Genomic DNA, 15,340 nt, shown 5'->3' on the forward strand with positions numbered 1-15,340 from the left:
GTTATACGATTACCTTCGCATTTTCAATTGGAAGAAGAATTCTTCCAAAACTGAACAAAAGATCCAAAGCGCTATATGACCCGAGGTCATACATCGACTAGAGTAAATACTCCATAGAAAGGAGGTGATCCAGCCGCACCTTCCGATACGGCTACCTTGTTACGACTTCACCCCAATCATTTGTCCCACCTTAGGCGGCTGGCTCCAAAAGGTTACCTCACCGACTTCGGGTGTTACAAACTCTCGTGGTGTGACGGGCGGTGTGTACAAGACCCGGGAACGTATTCACCGCGGCATGCTGATCCGCGATTACTAGCAATTCCGGCTTCATGTAGGCGAGTTGCAGCCTACAATCCGAACTGAGAATGGCTTTATGGGATTGGCTCCACCTCGCGGTTTCGCTGCCCTTTGTACCATCCATTGTAGCACGTGTGTAGCCCAGGTCATAAGGGGCATGATGATTTGACGTCGTCCCCACCTTCCTCCGGTTTGTCACCGGCAGTCACCTTAGAGTGCCCAACTAAATGCTGGCAACTAAGATCAAGGGTTGCGCTCGTTGCGGGACTTAACCCAACATCTCACGACACGAGCTGACGACAACCATGCACCACCTGTCACTTTGCCCCCGAAGGGGAAGCTCTGTCTCCAGAGTGGTCAAAGGATGTCAAGACCTGGTAAGGTTCTTCGCGTTGCTTCGAATTAAACCACATGCTCCACTGCTTGTGCGGGTCCCCGTCAATTCCTTTGAGTTTCAGCCTTGCGGCCGTACTCCCCAGGCGGAGTGCTTAATGTGTTTACTTCGGCACTACGGGCATCGAAACCCCTAACACCTAGCACTCATCGTTTACGGCGTGGACTACCAGGGTATCTAATCCTGTTTGCTCCCCACGCTTTCGCGCCTCAGCGTCAGTTACAGACCAGAGAGTCGCCTTCGCCACTGGTGTTCCTCCACATATCTACGCATTTCACCGCTACACGTGGAATTCCACTCTCCTCTTCTGCACTCAAGCTTCCCAGTTTCCAATGGCCGCTCGGGGTTGAGCCCCGAGATTTCACATCAGACTTAAGAAGCCGCCTGCGCGCGCTTTACGCCCAATAATTCCGGACAACGCTTGCCACCTACGTATTACCGCGGCTGCTGGCACGTAGTTAGCCGTGGCTTTCTGGTGAGGTACCGTCAAGGTACCGGTAGTTACCCCGGTACTTGTTCTTCCCTCACAACAGAGCTTTACGACCCGAAGGCCTTCCTCACTCACGCGGCGTTGCTCCGTCAGACTTTCGTCCATTGCGGAAGATTCCCTACTGCTGCCTCCCGTAGGAGTCTGGGCCGTGTCTCAGTCCCAGTGTGGCCGATCACCCTCTCAGGTCGGCTACGCATCGTCGCCTTGGTAAGCCGTTACCTTACCAACTAGCTAATGCGCCGCAGGCCCATCCCTTAGTGACAGCTAGACGCCGTCTTTCAAAAGAGAATCAGGTGATTCTCTTTATTATCCCGTATTAGCTCCGGTTTCCCGGAGTTATCCCAGTCTAAGGGGCAGGTTACCTACGTGTTCCTCACCCGCCCGCCGCTAACGTCCGGGAGCAAGCTCCCTTCTGTCCGCTCGACTTGCATGTATTAGGCACGCCGCCAGCGTTCGTCCTGAGCCAGGATCAAACTCTCCGTTAAAAGTGTTTGACTTGCTCATTTGCACAATTTAAAGCTGTGTCTAACTTCATTGACGAGATACCTTGTATCTCTTTTTACGCTTGGCTTTTGTTCAGTTTTCAAAGAACTCTTATTGTTTTAGCAACTTTTATATCTTATCAGAAGCTAACCCGAAAGTCAATCATGTTTTTTCTTAATTTCTTTCGTGCCGCTTGTGTCTATCGCGGCGACAAGAAATAATATACCACCCTATAAATAAATGCGCAAGGCTTTTTTAAAAGTTTTTTTATAAAAAAGATCTGCTGCTCTTTTAAAGCAAGAACAGCAGAAGTAACATTGTGGTTATTCTCCTTGTTCTCTGTTTCTCATTTGCGGAAATAACAGGACATCACGTATTGACGGCGCATTCGTCAACAACATAACTAATCGGTCAATCCCGATTCCTAAACCACCTGTTGGAGGCATACCATATTCCAGCGCTTCCACAAAGTCTTCATCCATCATGTGGGCCTCATCGTCTCCTTGCTCGCGTTCTACTAACTGAGCTTCAAAACGTTTACGCTGATCAATTGGATCATTTAACTCAGAAAATGCATTTGCGTGTTCCCGACCAACAATGAACAATTCAAATCGGTCGGTAAAGCGAGGATCCTCTTCGTTCTTTTTTGCTAATGGTGAAATGGCCAGTGGATGTCCATAAACAAATGTCGGCTGAATAAGAGACTCTTCAACAAAGTGTTCAAAGAATTCGTTTACGACATGTCCGAAGCTCATTGTTTTTTTAAAAGGGACACCATGTTCTTTTGCAAGAGCGCGAGCTTCTTCGTCACTCATCTCTTGCCAAAAATCAACACCTGTTTTTTCTTTAATAGCATCTACCATATGAATTCGTGTCCAACCAGGAGCAAGGTTTACTTCATCGTCACCATATGGAACTGTGGTTGTACCAAGCACTTCTTTTGCAATATGCGCAATAACCCCTTCTGTTAACGCCATGATGTCTTTGTAGTCTGCATAAGCTTCATATAGTTCAATCATTGTGAATTCAGGATTATGACGGGTTGATACTCCCTCATTTCTAAATACACGGCCAATTTCATATACTTTTTCCAAACCACCAACAATTAGACGCTTCAAATGAAGTTCAATGGCAATTCTCATATAGAGTTCCATATCCAACGTATTATGGTGCGTCACAAATGGACGCGCAGACGCTCCACCTGGAATGCTGTGCATCATCGGTGTCTCGACCTCTAAGAAACCTTGATCATCAAGATAGCGACGCATAACTTGGATAATTTTACTACGGGTTATAAACGTTTTTCGAGAATCTGGACTTGTAATAAGGTCAAGATAGCGCTGACGATAACGTTGCTCTACATCTTTTAAACCATGATATTTATCAGGTAAAGGACGTAATGATTTACCTAATAGTGTCAGCTCTGTCACTTTTACAGACATCTCGCCTACTTTGGTTTTAAAAGGACCCCCAACAATCCCAACTAGATCTCCAATATCAAGAGACTTAAATAGATCATAAGAAGCTTCGCCAACTGCATCTTGACGAACATATATTTGAATTTGTCCAGTTAAATCTTGAATGTGTGCAAATCCTGCTTTGCCCTTACCACGCTTTGTCATTAATCGGCCAGCCAACACGACTTGTTCTTCTTTATCTTCTAGCTCTTCTTTTGTATATGCATCAAACTGGTCAACCACCTGCTGTGATGTATGAGTGCGATTAAACTTCCCACCAAATGGATCAACACCTTGTTCATATAACTGATTTAGCTTGTCTTTTCTTACAGCTAATAAATCATGTAGCTCTAATTCTTCCGTCAACACTCTCAACCCCTGTTCTCTTTCATCGAAAAAGGGCAGATTAACAGATCTGTCAATCAAACCCCTTATTCATCAAGTTATTTAGAAGTGTACTATAAAGCTAGCGCCTTTGCTAGTTCATCCTCGTTAAAAATTAAATCGATAAACGCCGTCACTTACACAGACAGCTCTACCTCTCATTTTAGGAACACTTTACCCTTCACACATATCATCTATCCCAGTTAGAGCTGCATCATATCCTCTTTTGTAACATCTAAACTTGTACAAATTCGACTAATTAATTCATCATCAGGGTTTCGAATACCACGTTCAATTTCTCCTAGTAAAGAAACAGATACATGGATTTCTTTTGCAAAATCCTGCTGTGTATATCCTTTTAACTTTCGATAGGCTCGTATGTTCCTACCCCATTCCATTGCTTCCACCATCTCACACCCTCTTTATCATTAAACTGCTTGTTTATGACTTCACTTAGAGGTAAACCGCTTTTCTCGCTCTTTATCTTAGGTGCAATTTCAGCTAGAGGAACTAAAACGAACGCACGATCCCACATTCTTGGATGTGGAATTTGTAAATCATCTATATCGAGTCTTACCCCTTCATATAGTAAAAGATCAAGATCCACTGTTCTTGGTCCGTTCACTATTTCTCTCTCTCGGCCCAACACTAATTCAATGTCTTGCGTTATTTCCAAGAGTTCAAGGGGATGGTAACTAGTTGCTACCTCAATAACCATGTTTAAAAATGGGCCTTGATCTTCGTAGCCGACGGGGTCTGTTTCATATATGGAAGATGCACGAACAACTTGAATGCTTTCATCAGCTTGCAGGCGTTCAACCGCTACCATTAAGTTCTGTTCCCGATTTCCTAAATTCGATCCGATGGCGATAAATACTTGACTACTCATTGCGACCTCTTTTTAATTCCACTGCCACAGACTGATAGTGACCTGGTATAGGCGGATCTGGCTTCGTTACTTTAACTGTACACGCTACTACTTTTTCATAGGAGTCGAGCAGCTCGTCGCAGATTGCTTTTGCGATTGTTTCCACAAGTTTAACAGGCTTTCCTTCAACAATTTTCTTAACGCTTTTATAAATTTCTCCATAATCAACCGATTCTTTTAGCTCATCATCTGCTGCAGCCTTTTCTAAGTCTAATTCGAGAATTAAATCAACTAAAAATCGTTGTCCCAATGTATTCTCTTCGGTGAACACTCCGTGATAACCATAAAAAGATAGTTGATTCATATAAATTTTATCCAACTTCATCACTCCTTTGTAGCATAGCATCCATCATCAACGCCATTCGCTTCATCTCTTTTACATCGTGAACTCTTACAACACTCACACCTTTCGTTATGCCTAAGCAAACAGTTGCGCCAGTGCCTTCTACTCTTTCATCGACTGGTAGCTGTAGCGTTTTAGCAATCAATGATTTTCTGGATGTCCCAAGTAAAACAGGGTACCCTAAATCAACAATTTGGTTTAGCTCTCGCATCACCTCTAAGTTTTGTTCATATGTTTTCGCAAATCCAACACCTGGATCTAGCCAAATTCGTTCGGATTTCACACCTGCATTTGTACAAATTGAGATACTCTGCGACAAATCGGCTAACACATCATCCATAAAAACGCCGTACGGGACTTCATCCCGATTATGCATCAATATAATGGGTACTTCATATTTAGCAGCTATATAAGCCATTTGCGGGTCGGCCTTTGCACCCCAAACATCATTAATAATCGAGGCTCCTGCTTGTAATGCCGCTTCAGCTGTTTTGGCTTTAAATGTATCAATGGAAATCGGAATATCAAAGCGCTCAACTAACTTTTCAATGACCGGACAAGTTCGCTCCATTTCTTCATCAATAGAGACTGGCGTGTAACCAGGGCGAGTGGATTCACCGCCAATATCAATTAAATCAGCACCTGCTTCAATCATATCGGCTACTCGACTAATTGCAGCATCGACGTGATTAAATTTACCTCCATCGGAAAATGAATCTGGCGTCACGTTAAGAATTCCCATTATTTTTGTCCTTGACCCTTGTTTCACTTCCATATCAAGCCCCTTACTCATTTCCAATCCTCTCTTCCATCTTTATCGCTAATTGGTACGATTTTGCTAATTGCTCTGTAATTGTATAACTCGCTAGCGATTGATGATCGACTGAATGAACGGCTACAATGCCTTGTATCGCATTTGTTAAAAATACTTCGTCAGCTTGAGCGAGCTCTTCTTTTGTATAAAAACCTTCTTCGACTTTTTTTCGATTCTTTTTACACCACGCCAATACGTATTGGCGAGTCACTCCATTTAAAATACCCGTTTCAAGGCTAGGTGTATACACGCTACCGTTTTTCACAAAAAACAGATTCGATACAATACCCTCTGCTGCATATCCTTCAGCTGTATAGAAAAGCCCCTCTGTATTCGGTTGATTACCTAGTTCTTTTTTGGCCAGCACATTGTTTAAATAATGATGTGACTTATATCGCCTGTTACCCTCAATTGAATTCCTATTAAGCTTTAGCGACACTAAGCTCTTGGCTGCGGCTGGCAATGGTGGTAATGCTTTTACATATACAATTTCCTGTGGGTCGAGAAACGGCTCGTTAGCCAATCCAATCTCTCGAATACCAGCTGACACATTCCAGCGTATATAAGCTTCTTGTAAATCATTTTTCTTAAGAAGCTTACGAACAGTGCGATAGACAACGTCCTCTGTAAGTACGTATTCAAAGCCTAGTTCTTGAACACTTACATTAAGCCTCGCCAGATGATGATCTAAAAGAAAAATAGCATCATTTCTTACAGCAAATGTTTCAAACAACCCTAATCCATAAAGGAATCCATGATCATAGGGTGATATGGATGCTTCTGTATCCTGTACAATTTGACCATTTACACTAATGTACACGAAACCCCACCTTTATACGTTTCGACAAATTGACGCAACATCCTCTTTCCTTCAGTGGTCAGGATTGCTTCCGGATGAAATTGTACGCCCTCTAACGCATACTCTTTATGACGAATTGCCATAATTTCTCCCGAAGCTGTTTCTGCACTTATGTCAAAGCAAGACGGGAGCGTCTCTCGTTCAACAATAAGAGAATGATAGCGCGTTACTCTTAGTGACTCGGGCAAACCTTCAAACAACGTTCGTTTGTCATGTTGGATGTAAGACGTTTTTCCATGCATGAGCTGGTCTGCCTTCTTTACAACGCCACCGAATGCTTGTGCAATCGCCTGATGACCAAGACAGACGCCTAATATTGGTATCCTGCCACTGAATGTACGAATGACGTCTAAACTAATACCCGCTTCATTTGGCGTGCAAGGACCTGGCGAAATCATTATCATCGCTGGTTTCAACACCGTTTCAATTTCCTCTATGTCAATTTTATCATTACGTCGAACGACTAGCTCTTCTCCCATTTCACCTAAATATTGCACTAGATTATACGTAAAGGAATCATAGTTATCAATCATTAAAATCATTGTTTGATTTTCGCCCTCTCTTTAGCAATATCATACGCACGCCACAGTGCTTTTGCTTTTTTTAGGGATTCCTTGTACTCGGCTATTGGATTTGAATCAATGACAACACCGGCACCTGCTTGAACATATGCATAGTCACCTTGACAAATCATTGTTCGAATGACAATATTCAACTCCATATCGCCATGGAAACCAATCCACCCGATTGCACCTGTGTATAAACCCCTTCTAACAGGTTCGAGCTCTTCGATTATTTCCATCGTTCGCACTTTTGGCGCTCCGGTAATCGTACCTCCGGGAAACACTGCCCGAATACAGTCATATAACGAGTACCCTTCCGCAAGCTTGCTTTTTACATTTGAAACCAAGTGCATAACGTGAGAGTATTTTTCCACTACCAGTAGCTCATCTACTTCAACACTCCCATATTCACTCACTCTTCCAAGATCATTTCGCTCTAAATCCACAAGCATCACGTGCTCCGCAATCTCTTTTTCATTGGAGAGAAGTTCTTCTTTCAGCCGTTGATCCTCTACTTCGGTTCTGCCTCTTGACCGTGTACCGGCAATGGGCCGTGTACTCAGTTCATCGTTTCTTTTCTTCACAAGCAATTCAGGAGAGGCACTAACAATCTGACGTTCAGGAGCATGAATGTAGCTCATATACGGAGAAGGATTAAGCTCTCGTAGTGCTTCATAAATATAGATGGGCGGAATGTCATTTCGTTTATGATGTCGAACAGACAAGTTGACTTGGAAGACGTCACCCTCACTAATGTACGTCTGAATTCGATCAACCGCTTTTGAAAATTCTTCTTCACTCATCGTACCAGCTAATGGAGACGATTCCTCAGAAAAAGAAAACGTGTCATGCTCTGCTGCAGCTTGTACCCCTTCTTGAGACCAAATGGCTTCGTACGTCCTTAACCAGTTATCTAACTTCTTTCCGTCATTACCATTCACACAAATCCAAAGTGCTTTTTGTACATGGTCATACACAAAAACATGTTCAAAGACCATAAAATACACTTCTGGTAAATGTAAATCGTCCACTGCACTCGTTGCTAATGTTTCAATTTGACGTACATAATCATAGCTAATATAGCCTAGCGCGCCGCCTTGAATAGGAGGGCCTCCCTCTAACAATGGTTCATTTACTTGATACGATTTTAAAACAAGTTCAACACTCTCTAATAATTCCCCGTCATACGTTTTCGTTGTTCCATTTGTTTGTACAGTTAACGTTCTATCTTTCCCTTCAATAATGGCTTCTGGTTTTAAGCCCATAATGCTATATCGTCCAGAACGTCCACTCTCTAAGACAGCATAGTGTTGTTCTTTTTCTGTTAATCGTCGAAATGCGCAAAACCATTCACTTTCTGGCATTGGCAACGTCATTGTTTTTGTTAAACGATCAGACACATTCTTTCCCCCGTCCATAACTATATGGACTCATTTTACTAAACTACTAACAATAATAAAAGCAGACTCTTATTGAGCCTGCTTCTTTTTATTTCCCGGGGAGTAAAAAATCCCCTATTATGCTTTTGCTTCTTCTTCTTCGAATTGATAAAGTGGCGTGCTAAGGTAACGCTCACCATTTGAAGGAATAATCGCGACCACTTTTTTACCTGGACCTAACTCCTTCGCGAGTTGGAGCGCTCCGTAAATAGCTGCACCAGAAGATATTCCCCCTAGTATTCCCTCTTCTTTTGCTGCTCTTCTTGCATACTCAAACGCTTCATCCGTTGATACTTTTAACACTTCGTCGTAAACTTCCGTATTTAAGATACCGGGTATAAATCCAGGTCCAATTCCCTGCAATTTATGGGGACCAGGCTTTCCACCAGATAAAACTGGTGAATCCTGGGGTTCAATAGCAACGATCCTTAAGTGTGGAAAGTTCTCTTTTAACAAGCCGCCAGCCCCTGTAATCGTTCCACCGGTTCCAATACCAGCTACAAAACCATCTAATTGACCATCTACTTGCTGCAATAACTCTTTACCAGTTGTCTCACGGTGAATCTTAGGATTTGCACCGTTTTCAAACTGTTGTGGCATGAAATGGCCTTCTTCACTAGCTAGTTCAGTTGCTTTACGAATGGCTCCGCCCATACCTTCTGGTCCAGGAGTTAGTACAAGGTCTGCACCGTAAGCTCTTAATAAGTTCCTTCTTTCTAAGCTCATCGTTTCCGGCATAACAAGCTTAGTCTTATATCCTTTTGCCGCTGCAACCATGGCTAGACCAATTCCGGTGTTCCCACTAGTAGGCTCAACAATAACAGTTCCAGGCTTTAATTCTCCAGCTTCTTCGGCTGCATTAATCATAGCAAGGGCAATTCGGTCTTTAACACTGCTTCCAGGGTTTTGATATTCTAACTTTAAGTAAACATCTGCATGCTCTTCTGATGTTAAACGATTTAACTTAACCAATGGGGTATTACCAATTAATTCAGTAATGTTGTTGACGACCGTCATACTGAAAAGCCTCCTCTAGATTAATTCCTAGTATTTTTATGCGATTTACAAAAATAATAGCAGACATTTTCTGATAAGTCAATTAAAAAGAACAGAGCTAAATTAAAAGGCTGGAACGCTAAGGTTCCAACCTCTTATTTTGCGAAATCGAGAAGCGATACAAGCTCGTCTTCTGTAAATGTATACGTTTCGTTACAGAAATTACACGTCGTCTCGGCTCCTTGATCTTCTTTAATCATTGCATCAATCTCTGCTTGACCTAGGCTTATAATAGCATTGGCTATCCTTTCCTTTGAGCATGAACAGTTAAACTGTACAGGTTTGGTTTCTAGTAGCTTTACATTGCTTTCTCCTAAGAGCGTGTGAAGGATTTCTTCTGGTGATAAACCTTTTTCAACAAGCTTCGAAACAGCAGGAACATTGGATAGACGTTGTTCAATATCCGAAATGGTATGTTCTTGAGCGCCTGGCATCATTTGAATGACGAATCCTCCAGCAGCCAGAATCGTTTCATCTGGATTAACGAGCACACCAACACCTACAGAGGAAGGCGTTTGTTCGGAATTAGCAAAGTAATAGGTAAAATCATCTCCAATTTCACCAGATACAAGTGGTACACTACCTGTAAAAGGCTCTTTCATGCCTAAGTCTTTCACAACAGATAACGTTCCCTCTGTACCAACGACACGGGCTACATCCAATTTACCTTGGCTATTTAAATCAGGACTGACATGAGGGTTCGTTACCGTTCCTCTTGTTGATCCATCTGCGTGGCTATCAACAATCACTTGCCCAATCGGACCGTTTCCTTCAATTCGAACCGTTAATTTCGCCTCGCCCTTCAGCATAGAAGCCATCATTGTACCGCCCATCATCGCACGACCGAGAGCAGCTGATGCCGTTGGCCACGTTCCTTGCCTTCTACATGCTTCAGACACCATGTCGGTAGCTGTTAAAGCAATGGCTCTCACTTCTCCGTTGTATGCTGTAGCTCTTACTAAATAATCATTCATTGCGTACACTCCTTCTTACTTATTTCGATCATATATTTGCTTTAAACCTTTATGTGTTAAATTCTGATCCACATATTGAATCTGCTTGGAATCTTCTGCATACAAATGCACAAGGCCTCCAGTTGCAATCACAACGGCGTGAGGTTGTGATACCTCTTTTTTCATGCGTTCAATCATACCATCAATTAAACATAAATACCCGTAATACGTACCACTATGAATGGAACTAAGTGTTGTCTTATTAATGACTCTTTCCGGTTTTTGTAATTCGACACGCGGTAGTCTGGAAGCATTTTGAGACAAAGCATCAACCGAGAGGGCGGGACCTGGCGCTATCACGCCACCTCGATAACGGTGTTTTTCATCAATGTAACAAAACGTTGTGGCTGTACCTATATCAACCACAATACAAGGAGCTTGATACATCGATAAAGCGGCAACAGCGTTTGCAATTCGATCCGACCCCACTTCTTTAGGATCTTCGTAAAGAATGTTTAGGCCAGTCTTTACGCCCGGGCCAATTATAACGGGTTCAACGTTAAAATAGTCTCTGCACATTCGCTTAAAACGATGCATCATGCTTGGCACTACTGATGAAAGAATCACGCCTTCTACTTCTGAAAAAGAATAATCCCGATGTTGAAAAAAACTATATAGAAGCATACCGTATTCATCACTTGTTTTTTCTGTTGCCTTTGCCATTCGAAATAGAGTTTCAAGCTCATTTTCTCGGAAGATTCCCGTTACAATGGATGAATTTCCAATGTCTATCGTTAAAATCATGTCGTCTCCCCCTGAACAAAAAGAGAGTGCGGCTGCACTCTCTTTAGGTGTTATTCTTTTCGATCGTTTGGATCCTCAGATGCTGGACGATTTTCTTCCATATTCGTCGTCTCCTCGTATGCACCTGTTAAATCCTCTGACTCGTCTTTCGATTGAATGTTCACTTTCACGTCATCATCTTTTCGATTTGAATGATGATTTTCAGGAAGCTTTCCTTCGTTAATAAGAGACTGAATTTGTTCCGCATCTAACGTTTCTAATTCAATTAGCTTTTGCGCTACAAGATCTAGACTATCTTTATTTTCAATAAGAATTTGTTTACAACGCTCATAAGAGTCCTTAATAATGCGCTGTACTTCTAGATCAATCTCATGGGCAATCGCATCTGAATAGTTTTGCTCGTTTTGGATATCTCTTCCTAAGAAAACTTGACCACCAGAAGTTGAACCGAATTGCATTGGTCCAAGCTTATCGCTCATACCATACTCTGTTACCATCTTCCTCGCAATAGCGGTTGCACGTTGGAAGTCATTGTGAGCGCCAGTAGATACTTCTCCAAATTGCACTTCCTCAGCTACACGTCCACCAAGAAGCCCGACAATCTTGTCTAGTAGTTCAGGCTTTGTCATAAAGTAGCGATCTTCTTTTGGAAGCATCATCGCATACCCACCTGCCATACCTCGAGGAACAATTGTTACTTTGTGAACAGTGTCAGCACTTTCCAGCTTCACACCTACGACGGTATGACCAGCTTCATGCCACGCAACAATGTTTTTCTCCTTCGCGGATATCACACGGCTTTTCTTAGCCGGACCAGCAATAACACGGTCGATAGCTTCTTCGATGTGTTCCATACCTATTTCTTTTTTATTATCTCTTGCAGCGACCAACGCCGCTTCATTTAAAAGATTCTCTAAATCAGCACCTGAGAAACCTGGCGTTCGTACAGCAATTAAATCAAGCTTAACGTCTTCGCGTAGAGGCTTGTTACGTGCATGTACATGAAGAACTTCTTCACGTCCTTTTACATCAGGAGCATTAACTTGAATTTGTCTGTCAAAACGACCTGGACGTAATAACGCCGGATCGAGAATATCTGCTCGGTTTGTTGCAGCAATGATAATAATTCCTTCATTTGCACTAAAACCATCCATTTCAACAAGCAATTGGTTCAGGGTTTGTTCACGTTCATCGTGACCGCCACCGAGACCTGCTCCACGTTGACGTCCAACTGCATCAATCTCATCAATAAAGATAATACATGGAGAGTTTTTCTTCGCATTTTCAAAAAGGTCACGCACACGTGATGCACCAACACCGACAAACATTTCAACGAAGTCAGAACCACTGATAGAGAAGAAAGGAACACCAGCTTCTCCTGCAACAGCACGAGCTAACAATGTTTTACCCGTACCTGGAGGACCTACTAAGAGGACACCTTTCGGAATACGTGCGCCAATCGCCGAGAACCGTCTTGGGTCTTTTAAGAATTCAACCACTTCAACAAGCTCTTGCTTTTCTTCGTCTGCACCAGCAACGTCTTTAAATTTCGCTTTTTTCTTCTCATCACTAACCATCTTCGCTTTGCTCTTACCAAAGTTCATGACGCGGTTTCCACCACCGCCGCCACCACCTTGAGCCGAACTCATCATAAAGATAATAATTAAAACGATAAGTAAGAATGGGGCAATAAATAATATAGTTGTAAACCAGTTGCTCTGCTCTTCTTCTGGTTCGATCGAGATCTCAACGTTATCAATCTCTGCTAAGAAACCAGTCGTAACCTCAGAGTTAAAAACAGATGTAGAGAAGTTTTCATCTTCATTTTGATCTGTGAAACGTCCTGTTACAATAAGAACACCACGCTCTGGTTGAACATTTATGCTTTCAACCTCGCCTTGCTCAAGTCTTTCAATAAATTCATCGTATCGTACTTGAGTTGTCTCAGATTGATCACTTGTCACAGCATTCACTGCAGCAATTACAACGACCATGACAAGAACTAAAATTAAGACAGTACGCAACGTACGTCCTTTCATCCTTTACCTCCTCCCACATCCAACAAAACTGCACCTATCTTACCATAACACGTTCGTGGACACCAATAATTAGCCTTCATAAACTTCTGGCTTTAAGATGCCTACATACGGTAGGTTTCGGTAGCGTTCTGCGAAGTCTAATCCATATCCAACAACAAATTCGTCTGGAACAATAAACCCGGTTAAATCCGGCACTAAATCAACTTTTCTTCCTTCAGGCTTATCAAGAAGGGTAACCACTTTTACAGACTTTGCTTTGCGGTATTTAAAAAGCTCAATTAAATAGCTTAACGTTAAACCACTATCAATAATATCTTCTACAATGAGGACATCTCGACCTTCTACTTTTGTATCTAAATCTTTGACGATTTTCACTTCACCTGAGGAAACCATACTTTTTCCATAACTTGACACATCCATAAAATCCATTTCCAGGTGTGTATCGACAGATTTAACTAAATCAGCCATAAATGGAAGCGCACCTTTTAAGACACCTACGAACAAAGGAAAGCGGTCTTTATACTCTTCCGTAATAGTATGCCCTAATTCTTTAATTTTCTCCTGGATCTGTTCTTCGGTTAGTAAAATCTCTTTCATGTCGTTCTTCATCAACCGTCTTTTACCTCCTGTTATAAACCATTTGCTTTTTTTTAAGTGTTCCCTACAAACGCGATTCGTACATAGTGGTCAACTGCTTGTTGTTTAGGCAACTCCGCCTTATGTAGTAAAAGAATCCACAGTATGTTACCTGCCGAATCAACCAGTAAAGGCCAGTCATGCCTACGGGGTAAATCAATTTTTCGGTCAATGAACACACGACTTACTTTCTTTGAACCGTTCACGCCTTTTGGATGAAAACGGTCCCCTGATCGTCGATTCCTTATGAATAAGGGGGACGAAAAACTTGATACTGGGATATACATACATTCCACTGTTTCATCACCACAAGTAGAAACGATTTCCGTACGAATCCTTCCTAACGGCGTAGTGATGATCCCTGGCACAGCCAGTTCTAAACAGTAATTATCTGATTCCACATAAACCTCTTGCGTAAACCTGTAGCAATTGTTTTCTCGGTAAACTTTTAACCCATTGCGTAAGTCAATTGAAGCAAAGTTCGAATGGCTTTGCAGGAAAAGCTCAATTTGCTCTATGTATGAAGAGAAGTCACGGACTATCCCTTTGTTATACAGACAATTTAATATTAGATGAATCACCCTTCTTTGTAAAGGAATCGCTAGTTTAAGATAGCGATCTTTGTCAATTGTGACTGTATCCTTCTCTTTTACTATAATTATTTCGGCTAATTGATCTTCTGCAAGCCCCATTAGTACTTTATTATCGTCATGTTGCCATTCTTCAAAACGTCTAATATGTATGGTATTTAATGGATTTTCCTTTTTTAATTCAGGGACAACGTATTTTCGGTATCGGTTTCTTGTATAGCTGTCAGACTCATTACTTGAATCGTCCCGATGAAGAATTTTTTTTTCAGTACAATACTTAAGTATAGCTTCTTTTGTTACACATAGAAGGGGTCTGATGAGTCTCCCGTGTTCAAATTGTCTTTCCATAGCGATTCCTAACCTTACATAAGGGGATGTGCCGCGGTTTAACTTCATTAAAACAGATTCGGTATTGTCATCTCCATGATGGGCTGTTGCTAAAACATCGGCGTTCACACGGTTCATTTCTGCAGCAAACGCCTGATAGCGGAGCGTATGAGCCGCAGCTTGTGTCCCTACTTTCTCTGTCTGTTTTTCTGCAAGCACATCAACGCGATACTCTCGAAAGTGAATATTCCTTTGTTGACACCAATTCTGAACAAACATACGATCTTCCTCAGACTCATCTCCTCGTAGCTGATGATTTACATGAACCACATGAATCGTCAATGACCATTCCGCCCTCATATCAGATAGCAACGACAACAGAGCCATTGAATCCGCACCGCCAGAGACAGCTACAAGTACTGTCTGCCCTTTTTCCAGCAATTGATTCTCTATCATAAAACGCTGCACTTCTTGCTCCACTGTT

Annotated in this window: 14 protein-coding genes and 1 rRNA gene; all 15 read right to left on the minus strand. The window is 42.2% G+C overall.

The annotated features are described in order from the left end of the window. Positions 1 to 117 precede the first annotated feature (117 nt). The 15 genes from BK583_RS00070 to tilS all read right to left on the minus strand — a co-directional run bounded on the left by BK583_RS00070 (position 118) and on the right by tilS (position 15,336). Positions 118 to 1,666 (minus strand): 16S ribosomal RNA (locus BK583_RS00070). A 321-nt stretch (positions 1,667 to 1,987) separates the two neighbouring features. Beyond that, complete coding sequence (gene lysS / locus BK583_RS00075) at positions 1,988 to 3,487, minus strand: lysine--tRNA ligase (protein WP_055737743.1); 1,500 nt, start codon at positions 3,485 to 3,487, stop codon at positions 1,988 to 1,990. 221 nt (positions 3,488 to 3,708) lie between these two features. Continuing rightward, positions 3,709 to 3,912, minus strand: a complete 204-nt coding sequence (locus tag BK583_RS00080; RefSeq protein ID WP_055737746.1) for a helix-turn-helix domain-containing protein — start codon at positions 3,910 to 3,912, stop codon at positions 3,709 to 3,711. Continuing rightward, positions 3,864 to 4,394 carry a 2-amino-4-hydroxy-6-hydroxymethyldihydropteridine diphosphokinase gene (folK, locus tag BK583_RS00085; protein WP_055737742.1) on the minus strand — a complete coding sequence of 177 codons (531 nt, stop codon included), beginning with the start codon at positions 4,392 to 4,394 and terminating at the stop codon, positions 3,864 to 3,866. The genes BK583_RS00080 and folK overlap by 49 nt, the downstream gene beginning before the upstream one ends. Then, complete coding sequence (folB, locus tag BK583_RS00090) at positions 4,387 to 4,752, minus strand: dihydroneopterin aldolase (protein ID WP_038484982.1); 366 nt, start codon at positions 4,750 to 4,752, stop codon at positions 4,387 to 4,389. The genes folK and folB overlap by 8 nt, the downstream gene beginning before the upstream one ends. Continuing rightward, positions 4,745 to 5,569, minus strand: coding sequence for a dihydropteroate synthase (folP, locus tag BK583_RS00095; RefSeq protein WP_055737741.1), 825 nt, complete (start codon positions 5,567 to 5,569; stop codon positions 4,745 to 4,747). Before folP ends, folB begins: the two co-directional genes overlap by 8 nt. Then, positions 5,562 to 6,410 (minus strand): aminodeoxychorismate lyase, encoded by an 849-nt coding sequence (pabC, locus tag BK583_RS00100; RefSeq protein WP_038484976.1) that lies wholly within the window; start codon positions 6,408 to 6,410, stop codon positions 5,562 to 5,564. The genes folP and pabC overlap by 8 nt, the downstream gene beginning before the upstream one ends. After that, positions 6,395 to 6,991, minus strand: coding sequence for an aminodeoxychorismate/anthranilate synthase component II (gene pabA / locus BK583_RS00105; RefSeq protein WP_038484973.1), 597 nt, complete (start codon positions 6,989 to 6,991; stop codon positions 6,395 to 6,397). The genes pabC and pabA overlap by 16 nt, the downstream gene beginning before the upstream one ends. Next, on the minus strand, positions 6,988 to 8,430 hold the full coding sequence (locus BK583_RS00110; protein WP_078439972.1) for an anthranilate synthase component I family protein: 1,443 nt from the start codon (positions 8,428 to 8,430) through the stop codon (positions 6,988 to 6,990). Before BK583_RS00110 ends, pabA begins: the two co-directional genes overlap by 4 nt. A gap of 99 nt (positions 8,431 to 8,529) precedes the next feature. Further along, positions 8,530 to 9,468, minus strand: a complete 939-nt coding sequence (gene cysK / locus BK583_RS00115) for a cysteine synthase A (RefSeq protein ID WP_055737740.1) — start codon at positions 9,466 to 9,468, stop codon at positions 8,530 to 8,532. Positions 9,469 to 9,602: 134 nt separating this feature from the next. Continuing rightward, the gene (hslO, locus tag BK583_RS00120) at positions 9,603 to 10,481 is read right to left on the minus strand and encodes an Hsp33 family molecular chaperone HslO (protein WP_038484967.1); all 879 of its coding nucleotides are present in this window, start codon (positions 10,479 to 10,481) and stop codon (positions 9,603 to 9,605) included. A 15-nt stretch (positions 10,482 to 10,496) separates the two neighbouring features. After that, the gene (locus tag BK583_RS00125) at positions 10,497 to 11,264 is read right to left on the minus strand and encodes a type III pantothenate kinase (protein WP_038484964.1); all 768 of its coding nucleotides are present in this window, start codon (positions 11,262 to 11,264) and stop codon (positions 10,497 to 10,499) included. Positions 11,265 to 11,314: 50 nt separating this feature from the next. Beyond that, a complete protein-coding gene (gene ftsH / locus BK583_RS00130; protein WP_051667709.1) occupies positions 11,315 to 13,303 on the minus strand; it encodes an ATP-dependent zinc metalloprotease FtsH in 1,989 nt (662 codons plus the stop codon). Between the two features lie 69 nt (positions 13,304 to 13,372). After that, positions 13,373 to 13,912, minus strand: a complete 540-nt coding sequence (gene hpt, locus BK583_RS00135; protein ID WP_176463705.1) for a hypoxanthine phosphoribosyltransferase — start codon at positions 13,910 to 13,912, stop codon at positions 13,373 to 13,375. A gap of 41 nt (positions 13,913 to 13,953) precedes the next feature. Continuing rightward, positions 13,954 to 15,336, minus strand: a complete 1,383-nt coding sequence (gene tilS / locus BK583_RS00140; protein ID WP_055737739.1) for a tRNA lysidine(34) synthetase TilS — start codon at positions 15,334 to 15,336, stop codon at positions 13,954 to 13,956. Positions 15,337 to 15,340 lie beyond the last annotated feature (4 nt).

Source organism: Shouchella oshimensis (assembly GCF_002019765.1).
GTDB lineage: Bacteria > Bacillota > Bacilli > Bacillales > Bacillaceae_D > Shouchella > Shouchella oshimensis.